Annotated in this window: 10 protein-coding genes; 9 read left to right on the top strand and 1 reads right to left on the bottom strand. The window is 61.5% G+C overall.

Features of this window, described 5'->3' with window-relative positions; translation table 11 throughout:
• Positions 1-76 precede the first annotated feature (76 nt).
• From ribB to EA472_RS14605, 4 genes are all read left to right on the top strand, one after another.
• Positions 77-736 carry a 3,4-dihydroxy-2-butanone-4-phosphate synthase gene (ribB, locus tag EA472_RS14620; RefSeq protein ID WP_124192261.1) on the top strand — a complete coding sequence of 220 codons (660 nt, stop codon included), beginning with the start codon at positions 77-79 and terminating at the stop codon, positions 734-736.
• A gap of 785 nt (positions 737-1,521) precedes the next feature.
• Positions 1,522-3,054, top strand: coding sequence for an FGGY-family carbohydrate kinase (locus tag EA472_RS14615; protein WP_165874905.1), 1,533 nt, complete (start codon positions 1,522-1,524; stop codon positions 3,052-3,054).
• 220 nt (positions 3,055-3,274) lie between these two features.
• Positions 3,275-4,570 (top strand): NAD(P)H-dependent oxidoreductase, encoded by a 1,296-nt coding sequence (locus EA472_RS14610; protein ID WP_124192259.1) that lies wholly within the window; start codon positions 3,275-3,277, stop codon positions 4,568-4,570.
• 123 nt (positions 4,571-4,693) lie between these two features.
• Positions 4,694-5,662, top strand: coding sequence for a metallophosphoesterase family protein (locus EA472_RS14605; RefSeq protein WP_124192258.1), 969 nt, complete (start codon positions 4,694-4,696; stop codon positions 5,660-5,662).
• 61 nt (positions 5,663-5,723) lie between these two features.
• Here EA472_RS14605 and EA472_RS14600 read toward each other — a convergent pair whose 3' ends face one another.
• Positions 5,724-6,500, bottom strand: coding sequence for an HAD-IIA family hydrolase (locus tag EA472_RS14600; RefSeq protein ID WP_124192257.1), 777 nt, complete (start codon positions 6,498-6,500; stop codon positions 5,724-5,726).
• 256 nt (positions 6,501-6,756) lie between these two features.
• Between EA472_RS14600 and EA472_RS14595 the strand changes: the two genes are divergently transcribed.
• The 5 genes from EA472_RS14595 to lpdA all read left to right on the top strand — a co-directional run bounded on the left by EA472_RS14595 (position 6,757) and on the right by lpdA (position 12,665).
• Positions 6,757-8,118: an ABC transporter substrate-binding protein gene (locus tag EA472_RS14595; protein ID WP_124192256.1), complete on the top strand. Its 1,362-nt coding sequence runs from the start codon at positions 6,757-6,759 to the stop codon at positions 8,116-8,118.
• Positions 8,119-8,121: 3 nt separating this feature from the next.
• Positions 8,122-9,009, top strand: a complete 888-nt coding sequence (locus tag EA472_RS14590; protein ID WP_124192255.1) for a carbohydrate ABC transporter permease — start codon at positions 8,122-8,124, stop codon at positions 9,007-9,009.
• Between the two features lies 1 nt (position 9,010).
• Entirely contained in the window at positions 9,011-9,904 is an 894-nt protein-coding gene (locus EA472_RS14585; RefSeq protein WP_124192254.1) for a carbohydrate ABC transporter permease, read from the top strand.
• 5 nt (positions 9,905-9,909) lie between these two features.
• Positions 9,910-11,058 (top strand): ABC transporter ATP-binding protein, encoded by a 1,149-nt coding sequence (locus tag EA472_RS14580; protein WP_124192253.1) that lies wholly within the window; start codon positions 9,910-9,912, stop codon positions 11,056-11,058.
• Positions 11,059-11,249: 191 nt separating this feature from the next.
• Entirely contained in the window at positions 11,250-12,665 is a 1,416-nt protein-coding gene (gene lpdA / locus EA472_RS14575; protein ID WP_124192252.1) for a dihydrolipoyl dehydrogenase, read from the top strand.
• Positions 12,666-12,831 lie beyond the last annotated feature (166 nt).

Here is a 12,831-nt window from a genome sequence, read left to right as displayed (position 1 = left end):
AACTGGCCGAACCGACGGTTCCCGGTGGGTATTCGATCGGGCGAAGCGTACGACTGCCGTTTCCACAGGAGGCACGATGACGAACGCTGACCGAGTCGGGATCGAAACGGACCGTGTCACGGATGCCATCGCGGCGTTCAAAGCCGGAGATCCGATTCTCGCCTACGACAGCGCCGACCGAGAGAACGAGGTGGACATGGTGTATCCCGCCTGTGTCGTGCAACCGGCGGACGTCGCGCGGATGCGAAACGACGCCGGCGGACTGATCTGCGTCGCGTTGTCCGATGCCGTGACCGCGACGCTCGAGTTGCCGTTCGCGCGGGAGGCGATCGACCATCCGGTCGCCGCCAGTGACTCCCTGGAGTACGACGCGCGGTCGGCGTCGTCGCTGACGGTCAACCACCGGGACACGTTCACCGGTATCACCGATCGAGATCGGGCGGTAACGATATCCGAACTCGGTGCACTCGCCGCCGAACCGTGCCTGGGAACCTTCGTCGAGCAGTTCCGATCGCCCGGCCACGTCCAACTTCTCCGGGCCGCACCGGAGCTCCTGGCGGACCGAAGGGGACACACGGAGTTTGCAGTCGCACTCGCGCAGAACGCAAACAGACCGCCGGCCGCAGTCGTCTGCGAGATGCTGGACGACGAGACGGGAACGGCGCTCGACCCGGACGACGCGAAACGGTACGCCGAGTCTGAAGGACTGGTGTACGTGGACATGAGCGATCTATAGCCGCGCTATCGCGATGGCCGATGCGGGACCGAGTGGGACGGGACCACCGGCGTATCGACGGAAGCGGTCGAATCCGACGACCCGTAGTCGCGGGCGTCTTCGGCTCGAGGAACGCCAGGACGCACGTGATCCAGTGGCCGTAGGACGTTTTCCGACGCGGTCGGCCGCTCCGTACGGTTCGAGCGGCAGGTCCCCACCGACAGCTCTCACCGTCGAACCCGTCCGTCTCGCCGGCCTTTCATCATACAGACTAGTCGTTCACTACGACAGAACTCGTTTCGTAACGTATTACGAGAGTACGGTTGTAATGATCTGTCGTGCGTCTGCAACGAGTCGCCGATCGAAGGCGGAAGATCCATCGATTCCGCACCGGTGACCCGATTTGAGTCCCCGATCTCGGTCCGATCGACGAATCGTCCCGGTTCGGCCGTCGCGTGAGCGTCGTCTCTCGAGGAGTCGATGGTTCGCAGGGTCCATTTTACAGCTTACAAGATTCTCGTTCATCCATACATAACAATAGTAGTGTCAAGGCGAACGAATCGAGTGTCGGAGATCACGTACTACCCGGGAAGGTGACCGTAGACGTCGAACGGTCGGGTCTGCGTTGCGGCGTAAGTTGCGGACGTGAAAGCGGTGTGAACGAAAGAGTGGACAGTTCGGCGATGCAACGAGCCGTCTCACTCCGTCGATGACTTTCCCGGGTGTGCGTTCGATTTTTCGAACTAACCGGGATCGAACGCTCCGAAATAGTTATTACGAGCGGATCGAAACGGATGGAATCAACGATGGACGAGGAATATCTTCTGGGGATCGACGTCGGAACGTCCGGGTCGAGCGGCGTCATCGTCGATTCGGAGGTGAATACGGTGGTGTCCGCCTCGACGGAACACGACGTGCTCGTTCCGAAGCCGGGATGGGTGGAACACGACGCCGACGAGATGTGGTGGGACGACGTCGTCGAACTCGCTACCGAACTGCTCGATCGAAGCGGGGTTCCGCCCGAAAAAATCGCGGGGATCGGGATCAGCGCGCTGCACGCGGCGATGCTTCCCGTCGATCGACGAGGAGAGCCACTGCGACCGGCGATCCTCTACGGCGTCGATACGAGGACGTCCGAAGAGATCGAGATCCTCAACGACCGGATCGGGGCGGAGCGAATATACGACGTCTGCGGGAACAAGCTGACGTTTCAGTCGGTCGGTCCCAAGATCCTTTGGTACAAACGAAACGAACCGGAGCTGTTCGAACGGACGGACAAGATCCTCGATGCCACGGGATACGTGGTGTCTCGGCTGACGGGTAACTACACGATGGACAACGCCATCGCGGGCTACTTTCATCCGCTGTACGATCCGACGGCGCTCGACTGGGACGACGAGATGATCGACGCGGTCGGCATCCCGCACGATCTGTTACCGGAGACCCAGTGGTCGACCGAGATCGCCGGTCACGTGACGGAATCAGCGGCGTCTGCCACCGGCCTTGCAGAGGGAACGCCCGTCGTCGTCGGAACCGGGGACGCGATCGCCTCGCTGGTCAGCGTCGGCGCCGTCGACGACGGCGACTCGATATTCATGTACGGGACGACCGGCGTCATCTTCACGACGCTCGAAAACGAGCGCCGACCCGAAGGGTTGTGGTCGTTTCCGCACTGTCTCGAGGGAAAATACACGGCAGCAGGAGGAATGGCTACGTCCGGAGCCATTCTCAAGTGGTTCAGAGACGAGTTCGCGTTCGAAGAGCAACAGCGTGCGAACGGCGCCACGGCCTACGAGCTACTCGACGATCGAGCAGCGGAAATCGATCCTGGCTCCGACGGACTGGTGTTGTTACCGTATTTCAGCGGGGAGCGAACGCCGATCACCGACGACTCCGCTCGGGGGACGATCACGGGGTTAACGCTTTCGCACACGAAAGAACACGTCTATCGAGCGACGCTCGAGGGCGTCGGATACGGCTTCAGACATCACCTGGAAGCGATGCGCGATGAGGGGGTCCCGGTCGATCGGGTCCGCGCGATCGGCGGTGGTGCACGGAGCGAACTCTGGCGCGATATCGTCAGCGACATCACGGGGGTGACACAGGAGTACGTGGCGGACCCCCTCGGCTCTCCGCTCGGCGGTGCGTACCTCGCGGGCCTCGGTACAGACGTCTTCGACGACTTGGAGCCGCTGCGCGAGTCGATCACGGTAAACGAGCGAACCGAGCCCGATCCGGAGTCGACCGCGCTGTACGACGAGTACTACGACGTTTACCGCGATCTCTATCCGCAACTCAAAGACAGTATGCACCGGTTGAGCGAACTCGGTAGCAGGTGATGCTCAACGCACCGTCAGGAGAGACGCCGATCGAATCGAAGACGAGAAAGTGATTCATCACTGGATATATCGCCGGATATAGGAGATCACGAATGAGAGAAATCGTGCTCCGTGAACCGCGTGAGAACCAATCTCCACGCCAAAATCGGACCCGGAACGGACTCGGCGACGTTCTCACGGAGACGAAAAAGCTAATTACCTATACGCTATAGGTCCGGGCATGTCGACAACTAGCTTGTATCGCGAACTAGAGTTACTCGAATCGACTGACGACTCTGTCTCTCTCGGGATCATCGGCGTCGGACGGATGGGACGATCGATCGCGATTACCTCCGAACGTCTTACCGGAATCGAAGTCGTCGCGATCGCCGACGTGGATCTGGATCGAAGCTGGGAAACCGTCCAGGCGATGGGCTACGACGAAACCAACGTCGGAGTCGCAGAGACGGTTCCCGAGGCCGACGCAATGCTGTCCGACGGTCACCGGGTGTTGACGACCGACGGATTCGTGCTTCCGCAACTCGAGAAGCTGGACGTCATCATCTGCGCGACGGGGATTCCACAGGTCGGTGCGAAAGCTGCCCTGCGTTCGATTACCAACGGAAAGCACGTCGTGATGTTGACCGACGAAACGGACGCCGTCGTCGGACCGTACCTGAGTCTGCTCGCCAAGGAGGCGGGCGTCACCTACTGCGGCGCAGCTGGAGACGAACCCGGCGCCATCATGGAACTGTACAACTTCGTGAAAAGCTGCGGGTTCGACGTCGTGGCGGCGGGGAAAGGGAAAAACAATCCGCTCGACCGAACCGCAACCCCCAGTTCGGTCGCAGAGCAGGCACGGGAGAAAGACCTCAATCCGGAGATCTACACGGCGTTCGTGGACGGAACGAATTCGATGCTGGAGATGACGATGGTCGCGAACGCGACTGGACTCACCGTCGATACCCGCGGGATGCACGGTCCCGAGGTGTCGAGCGTGGAAGCGTTGGCCGACGTGTTCAGCACTGGCGGCGAGAGCGGGATACTGTCGCAGTCGGGGGTGGTCGATTACGCGCTGGGCGGCGACGTCGCACCCGGCGTGTTCGTCGTCGTAACCACCGAAAGCGATACGATTCAGGAGGACCTCGAGTATCTCAAACTCGGAAGCGGACCGAACTACGTGTTCTACCGTTCCTATCACATTCCGACGATCGAACCGCTTCTCAGCGCGGCTCGGGCCGGACTCGGCGGAGACGCGAGCCTCGTCCCCCAGAAACCGGTGGTCGACACGGTTGCCGTTGCAAAATGCGACCTCTCCGCGGGAGACGAGATCGACGGGATCGGCGGCCACACGGTGTACGGATTGACCGAACGTGCGGACGTCGTCGCGGACGAAAACATGGTTCCGATTAGCCTCGTCGAGGGGGCAACTGTCCAGCAGTCCGTGTCGAAAGACGAACCGATCCGGTACGAAGACGTCGAAGTGCAAGACTCGGATCTGTACCACCTCAGAAAATTACAGGACTCGCACTTTTGATCGGCCGCTGCAGCCGAGTGTCGACGACCCGAGCGTGATCGCGCCCAGCAGAACGCGAACGGACACCGGGGACGCGATCAGTATCTTTATACTGAGAAACGGCAAGCGTTCAGCAATCGAAACATGGGTGAAAACGATGAACAGAACGGCGACGGGTTCTCGAGTGCGGGGCCCGTACTGGCGAGATTCGAACGACCACGAAGCGAAACGCCGGCCCGGCTCGCGTTCGTGACGGACATCCACCTCACACCGACCGAGACGGGAACGTGGAAGCTCTTTCATCGAACGGAGGAGCGACTCCGAACGGCCGTCGACGACGTCAACGACCGCGACGTCGATTTCGTCGTGTTCGGCGGGGACCTCGGGCGAGACGGGTATCCGGCCGAATTCGACGCGTTCGAACGCATTACGGACGAACTCGAACCACCGTCGGCGGCTATTCCGGGAAACCACGACGTGCAGAAAGCGTCGACCGATCACAATCCGCTCTCGCTATCGCAGTTCGCTCAGCGGTTCGGCGCAGGGGAGTATCCGTTCGTCCGCTCGGTCGGCGACGTCGACGTCGTTGGTCTCAACAGCGCGTCCATGCCCGACGGCTCTCTCGCGGACGAATGGGGCGGAGCAGTTTCCGAGGAACAACTTCGGTGGCTCGCCGAGCGGCTTCCCGGCCTCTCAGCGCCCGTGGTCGTACTCCACCACACGCTCTGGCCGCAGCCAGAACACGTCGACGCGTATCCGTGGAGCTGGTTTTCGGTGGACAATCGCGAGGAGATCGTGGACGTCCTGGAGTCGGGAGACGTCTCGCTCGTGCTATCCGGCCACCATCACCTCCCCTCGGTCACCGAATCGGCGGTGCCGGAAGTGGTGGCACCGGCCGTCTGTTCGTTCCCACAATCGTATCTCCTGTTACAAATCACGTCGACCGGCACGACGATTCGGCTCGTACCGCTTGCCGATCGGTCGGGGATGGCCGAAGCGTGGATGAGCGGAATGAACGGCGACCCCGACGGGAAGGCGATCGTCGAGCTGGCGTCCGAGCGACTTCGATCGCTTCCGTTAGTCGATCGCGGGTTCGACGACCGTCGCGGCTGACGCGTCGGCCTGGACGAGGGATAACCGTCGATTCGTCCTCGAGCAGAGGAGTGGCGGTCGGCTACGACAGCACGTCCTCGACGTCGCCGAGCGACTCGAGGACGTGATCCGGAGTGATACCCTCCGATTCGGTCGATCGAAGATCCGACCGATCGGTCGCTCCGGTGAGGACGAGGGCGGTCGTCATCCCGACGTCGGCACCCATCTGGATGTCCGACTCCAGCCGGTCGCCGACGATCAGGCAGTCGGACGGATCGACGCCGATCGAATCGGCCGCGATGTCCGCCATCCACGGCGACGGTTTTCCGACGACCGTGGGCTCAGTTCCGGTCATTCCCGTGACCGCACTGACTATCGCGCCCGCCCCCGGTCGTTCCCCGTCCTCGACGGGGTGAGTCCGATCCACGCTCGGTGCCAGCAGAACCGTCTCCTCCGTGAACACGTCGAGCGTCCGCGCGAGGAGATCCATATCGAACTCGAGCGTTCGGCCGGCCACGACGACGTCCGCCTCACCCGACTCGACGAGCTGGACGCCCGCGTCGCGACAGTCCTGGTGGAGTTCCTCCGGCCCGAGGACGAACGTCTTCGCGTCCGGATGTTTCGAAACGACGTACGACGCCGTCGCGGAACCGGCGGTGACGAGCGAGCCAAGATCGCCGTCCAGTCCCAGCGACTCGAGTCGCTCGACGAACTGCTCCGGTCGGAGGTTATCCGCGTTGGTGAAAAAGACGATCGGCAAACCGGCATCGCGCAACGCTCCTAACCCGCTGGCTGCGCCGTCGATGAGCCGTTCTCCTCGCCAGACCGTTCCATCGAGGTCGATCAATGCTGCCTTCATGGAGAGTTCTGTCGAGTACAGCTATTAATCTATTGCGATCAGGATAGTGATCGGAAAATCGACCGTACGTCCACAGCCCGCGGTTCAAGGGTTGGAGACGCGACACAACAGGTTGGGGTGGAAGTCGTCTCCTCGGCCAGAGCCGCCGAGATGCCGCCGGTTACCTCACACCGCCAGCGAACCGACGCCTCGTCGTGAGCGCTCCGAGGAGTTGAAAGTAAATTATTTATACTGGTATTGTCTGTATGAGGACGTAATGTCTACTTCCAGCAGACGCAAGTTCCTGATCGGTGTCAGTGCAGCGACCACGACGGGTCTCGCCGGCTGTACCGGCGGTGACGACGGAAACGGAAACGGAAGCAGCGACGAAACGCCTACCACGGACGACGGCGACATCGAAGTCCGGTTCTGGCACGCCATGGGCGGTGCACACGGGGAAGCCGTGACCAGTCTCGTCGAGGAGTTCAACTCGATGGACAACGGGATAACCGTCAGAGAGGAGTTCCAGGGCGGATACCGGGAAGCGTTCAACGCCGCGCTCTCGGCCGCCCAGTCGGGGAACGCTCCCGAGATTCTAAACGTCAACGAGGTTGCGACCGGCGGCGTGATGGGAAGCGGGGAGTTCGAACCGATCGAAAACAACCTCCCGGACGAGTTCTCCCGCGACAACTACGAACCGTTCATGATGGACTACTACACGTTAGACGGTGCGCTCCAGGCGGTGCCGTTTAACGTCGCTGGCGGAGTCCTTTATTACAATAGAGACGCCCTCGACGAGGTCGGGGCATCCGAACCGCCGACGGACGCGCGATTCTCCGACATTACCGACCTGGCGAATCAGCTCGTCGACGGAGGATTTTCGGATTACGGCGCGACGTGGCCGAACGCATCGTACTTCGTGGAGAACTGGTTCGCTCTGCAGAATCAGGTTCTCGTCAACAACGAAAACGGTCGCGCCGACGATCCGACGGAGATCATGCTGGATACCGACGCGGGACAGAACGCGTTCGAGTGGTGGGCCCAGATGGACGACGACGGTCTGTACGAGACCCAGGGCATCGAGGCGTGGGGATCGGCCACCCAGTCGTTCGTCAACGGGAACGTCGGGATCATGATGGGCTCGACGTCGGCACTCGGCGCGCTCCAACAGGACGCCAGCTTCGAGATCGGCAGCGCGTTCATGCCGATGCCGGACGACGTCGATCGCACCGGACTGACCGTCGGCGGTGGCGCACTCTGGACGCGACGCGGACTCTCCGACGAAAGCGAACTGAGCGCGGCGACCGGCGAGTTCATCCACTGGCTCTTGCAAGCCGAGCAGGGTGCGCAGTGGCACAGGGATACGGGATATCAGCCGCCACACAGCGAGGCGCGAGACGTGCTGTCCTCGGAAGGGTTCTTCGACGAGAACCCCGTGTTCCGAACGATCTTCGACCAGTTCGAGGAGACAGAGTCGACGATCGCGACACAGGGGGCCGTGATGGGACCGTTCCTGGAGGTTCGAACGAGAATCGCCGAAGGCTACAACGACATCTCCCAGGGGACGGCGGTCGACGAGGGAATCGACACGATGAAATCCGGCATCGACGAGTTGCTGCAGCGCCACGCTGGTGAGTGATCGATGGCCGCAAAGGAACCATTCGCCAGCCGATGGCAGGCGGCGGCGCTCCTAGCGCCGCTGCTCGCCGTTATAACGTTTCTGGTATACTATCCAGGGCTCGAGCTGTTTCGCTTGAGCCTCTATCGCGTTTCGACGATCGGGGGTGGGGAGACGTTCGTCGGGCTGGACAACTTCGCGTACCTCGCGTCGTCCTCGACGTTCAGAAACAGCCTTATGGTGAGTTTCCTGTTCGCGGCGCTGGTGATATTCGGGACGATCGTCGTGAGTTTCGCGATCTCGTATCTGATATACATCACGTCGTTCGGGAAGGGAGCGTATCTCATTGCGGTCGTGTGGCCGTACGCGCTCCCGCCCGCCGTTGCGGGGAGCATCCTGCTGTTTCTCGCTCACCCGAGTACCGGCGTCATTACCCACTTCCTCGGACTGTTCGGTATCAATCTCAGCTGGCTCAGCGTCGGCTGGCAGGGGATGCTCGTGGTCGCGACGGCGGCGATCTGGAAGCAGATCGGATACAACGTGATATTCATCGTCGCCGCGTTGAACAACGTCCCCGAGACGTTGACCGAGACGACGCGTCTCGACGGCGTCGGGACGCACTCGCTCATCGCCAAGGTGTACGCCCCGTTGATCGCTCCCACGCTGTTGTTCCTGGTCGTGATGAACACGATGTATTCGTTCTACCTCACGTTTCCCCTCATCGACCTGATGACGCAGGGAGCACCCGGCGGAGCGACGAACATCCTGATCTACAAGATCTATCGGGACGCATTCGAGTTCGGAAGTATGGGACTCGCTGCGGCGGAGTCAGTCATCCTGTTCGTCATCGTCGCGCTGGCGATGTACATCCAGTTCGCGTGGAGCGACAAACGAATTCACTACGGGTCATAACATGATCGAAAAGATTAGTTCAGCCGTGGATCGCGTCGGGCGGATCGGAGACGGTTCAGTCTCGACTCCCGCTGGATCGGTCACCGTCGGCGTCGTCGGACGACACGTCCTCCTGGGGACGCTGACGTTACTCGTGGTATCGCCGCTGTTGCTCGCGCTCCTGATGAGTACGCAGACGCGGGCGGAAATCTATCAACCAGGGTATCTCCTGCCGGGAAGCGCCGGATTGGAGAACTACCAGCGTGCGCTGTTCGACTTCCAGTTCGGGCTGTACCTGTTGAACTCGCTGATCATGTCGATCATCGTCGTCATCGGGAAAGTGGGTCTCGCGCTGATCGCGGCGCTCGCGCTCGTCTATTACCGGATTCCGTACAAAAACGGAATCTTTATTTTCATCCTGTTGACTCTTACGTTCCCGGTTCCGGTGCGGATCGTCCCGCTGTTCGACATGATGGTCTCGGTAGGATGGACGAACTCCATGCTCGCGTTGACGATTCCGTACTTCGCGAGCGCGACAGCGTTGTTTATCTTCCGTCAGCACTTCCTGTCGATTCCCGATTCGCTGACCGAAGCAGCACGACTGGACGGCGTTGGGCCCCTGAAATTCCTGAGGGAAGTCGTAATACCCATGTCGAGCGGGATGATCGCCGGCGTGTCGGTTATCACGTTCATCTACACCTGGCATCAGTACCTCTGGCCGCTCGTCATCATCGAGGACGACGCGAATCAGGTCGTCGTCGTCGGTATCAAGTTGCTCGAAGGGTCACAGTGGTCCGGACAGGTCGAATGGGGAGTCATCATGGCAGGATCGATCCTCGCGGTGCTCCCGCCGCTGGTCGTGTTGATCCTGCTGCGAAAACCGCTACTTCAAGCCTTTGGAGTTCAACAGAAGTGATAGCCATGGTATTGATACAAGCTACAGATCTCACGAAGCAGTACAACGACGTGGTTGCCGTAGACGGAATCGACTTCGAAATACGGGACAAGGAGCTGCTGGTCCTCGTCGGACCCAGCGGCTGCGGGAAGAGTTCGACGCTTCGCTTGCTCGCGGGGCTGGAAGACATCACCGACGGCGAGCTTCGCATGGATGGCAAACTGGTCAACGACGTCTCTCCGAAGGACAGGAACGTCTCCATGGTGTTCCAGAACTACGCGCTGTTCCCACACATGAGCGCCCGTCGCAACATGACCTTCGGCATGAAGTCCAGAGGTTCGTTCGACGACGAGGAGATCGACGAGCGCGTTCGGGAAGCGGCGGAGTTACTCGGTATCGAGGATCTGCTGGATCGCAAACCGGGTGAGCTATCGGGCGGGGAAAAACAGCGCGTCGCGATCGGTCGAGCGATCGTTCGAGACCCGGACGTGTTTCTGCTCGACGAGCCGCTGTCGAACCTCGACGCGAAGCTCAAAACGCAGATGCGAGCCGAACTCGCGACCGTTCACGACGACATCGAGGCGACGACGATCTACGTGACGCACGATCAGACCGAGGCGATGAGCCTCGGCGACCGAATCGCCGTGATGAACAACGGCGAAATTCAGCAGATCGGAGACCCGCAAACGGTGTACGATTACCCCACCAATCAGTTCGTGGCCGAGTTCATCGGAAACCCGTCGATGAACGTCCTTCCGGTCGAGGTCGACGAACAAGATAGCGACTTCGTCGCCCGCCACGAACAGTTCGAACTGACGTTACCGAAAACCGATTCGCTCACCTCGTTCGGCGAAGGGACGGCGAAGCTGGGCATTCGGCCCGAGGACTTCTCGCTGAGCGACGACGGCGACGATCAGACGATGCAGGTCGACGTGAACGTCGTCGAACCGCTCGGCGACGCGCTTCTGGTCTATTGCAGCGTCGGAACACACGATCTTCGGGTCTGGGTCGACAATCCCCGACAGAACATAACGAGTCGAGACACACTTACGGTATCCGTCGACGAGGAACGATTACACCTGTTCGACGACGCCACCGGAGAAAATCTCTATCACTCCGACGATACTGTCGAGCGCGACGAACGTTCGGACGACATCAGTATCGAATCTACCTAGTTCCATCGCGCTCGGGAACGCGGTGGAACGATCGCTATTCTGTCCGGACTATTTCACCGTGAGCGACGCGTAACCGTTCCCGACTTTCGAGAGCACGTTCGGAGCCAAACCGACGTTCGTCCTCACGCCCACCGTCGAAGCGACACTAACTCAGTAATTTTATACTGCTCCCGTGAATACTCGAGTTCAGTATGACTACCGGAGCAGTCCCGAGTGAAGCGGACGTCGTCGTCGTCGGCGCCGGACCCGGCGGATACGTCGCCGCGATCAGAGCGGCACAGCACGGACGCGACGTCGTACTCGTCGAGAAAAACGCCTGCGGAGGGACCTGTCTCAACGTGGGCTGTATCCCCTCGAAAGCGCTCATCACGGCCACGGACGTCGCGTACGAGGCCGGAACGAGCGAGGAGATGGGCGTGTACGCCGAAGCGGCGGTCGATCTGCGGGAGATGGTCGAGTGGAAAGACGGGATCGTCGACCGGCTGACCGGCGGCGTCGAGACGCTTTCGACGGCCCGCGGCGTGACGCTGGTCGACGGCGTCGCGTCGTTCGCCGACGAGCGAACGCTCGAGGTCGAAACCGACGGATCGACCGAGCGCCTCTCGTTCGACCACGCCGTCGTCGCGACCGGATCGCGACCGATCGAGCTACCGGGGCTCGCGTTCGACGGTGAGCGGGTACTGTCGTCGACGCACGCGCTCTCGCTCGAGCGAGTTCCGCGACGGCTGGTCGTCGTCGGCGCGGGCTACATCGGCATGGAGCTGTCGACGGTGTTCGCCAAACTGGGGACGGACGTCACGGTCGTCGAGATGCTCGACGACGTGCTACCGGGATACGACGACGACGTCTCCGAAATCGTCCGTTCGCGGGCCGAAGCGCTCGGAATAACGTTCCGCTTCGGGGAGGGTGCGACGGAAGCCACCGCCACCGCCGACGGCGTGCGCGTAGGAACCGAATCGTCCAGCGGCGAGACGTTCGAGTACGACGCCGACCACGTGATCGTCGCCGTCGGTAGGGAACCAGTGACGGACTCGCTCAATCTCGAGGCGGCCGGCGTCGAGACGACCGATCGCGGGTTCGTCCGAACCGACGAGCAGGCGCGCACCGAGACGGAGCACGTCTTCGCCATCGGGGACGTCGCCGGCGGGCCGATGCTGGCTCACGCCGCGAGCAAGGAAGGCCACGTCGCCGCCGACGCGATCGCCGGAGAGTCGACGACGCTCGACGACTTTGCGATTCCCGCCGCCGTCTTCACCGATCCGGAGGTCGGCTCGGTCGGGATGTCGGTCGACGAAGCGACCGAAAACGGACGCGAGACGGTCGTCGGTCGAATGCCGCTCGAGGCGTCCGGTCGCGCGCTCACGTTGAACGAGACGGACGGGTTCGTCAAAGTGATCGCCGACGCCGACACCGAACGCGTTCTCGGTGCACAGATCGTCGGTCCCGAGGCGTCCGAGCTCGTCGCCGAACTGGCGCTCGCGATCGACCTCGACGCGACCCTCGAGGACCTCGCCACGACCGTCCACACGCATCCGACGCTGAGCGAGGCCGTGATGGAAGCTGCGGCCCACGCTCGCGGCGAGGCGATCCACACGCTCAACGGGTAACTGACGGCGCTCGTTCTTCCGAAATTATCCACTTCCGCCGGTCTCCGGGCCCAGTACGAGCCGTGAGTATTCACCGATGGTTGAAGGCGTCGCTCGTGCGACGAAAAAACGGCGAGTGGGTTAGTTGCAGGCGCGAGGTCCAGCTCGTCTCGTTCGACCGTGAGAT

This window comes from Natrarchaeobius oligotrophus (genome assembly GCF_003841465.1).
GTDB lineage: Archaea > Halobacteriota > Halobacteria > Halobacteriales > Natrialbaceae > Natrarchaeobius > Natrarchaeobius oligotrophus.
Note: the sequence above shows the minus strand (reverse complement) of the source record. Positions and strands in the feature narration are given on the sequence as shown.

Coding starts and splice junctions, on each gene's coding strand:
- ribB (WP_124192261.1), top strand. CDS start 77: ATGACGAACGCTGACCGAGTCGGGATCGAAACGGACCGTGTCACGGAT.
- EA472_RS14615 (WP_165874905.1), top strand. CDS start 1,522: ATGGACGAGGAATATCTTCTGGGGATCGACGTCGGAACGTCCGGGTCG.
- EA472_RS14610 (WP_124192259.1), top strand. CDS start 3,275: ATGTCGACAACTAGCTTGTATCGCGAACTAGAGTTACTCGAATCGACT.
- EA472_RS14605 (WP_124192258.1), top strand. CDS start 4,694: ATGGGTGAAAACGATGAACAGAACGGCGACGGGTTCTCGAGTGCGGGG.
- EA472_RS14600 (WP_124192257.1), bottom strand. CDS start 6,500: ATGAAGGCAGCATTGATCGACCTCGATGGAACGGTCTGGCGAGGAGAA.
- EA472_RS14595 (WP_124192256.1), top strand. CDS start 6,757: ATGTCTACTTCCAGCAGACGCAAGTTCCTGATCGGTGTCAGTGCAGCG.
- EA472_RS14590 (WP_124192255.1), top strand. CDS start 8,122: ATGGCCGCAAAGGAACCATTCGCCAGCCGATGGCAGGCGGCGGCGCTC.
- EA472_RS14585 (WP_124192254.1), top strand. CDS start 9,011: ATGATCGAAAAGATTAGTTCAGCCGTGGATCGCGTCGGGCGGATCGGA.
- EA472_RS14580 (WP_124192253.1), top strand. CDS start 9,910: ATGGTATTGATACAAGCTACAGATCTCACGAAGCAGTACAACGACGTG.
- lpdA (WP_124192252.1), top strand. CDS start 11,250: ATGACTACCGGAGCAGTCCCGAGTGAAGCGGACGTCGTCGTCGTCGGC.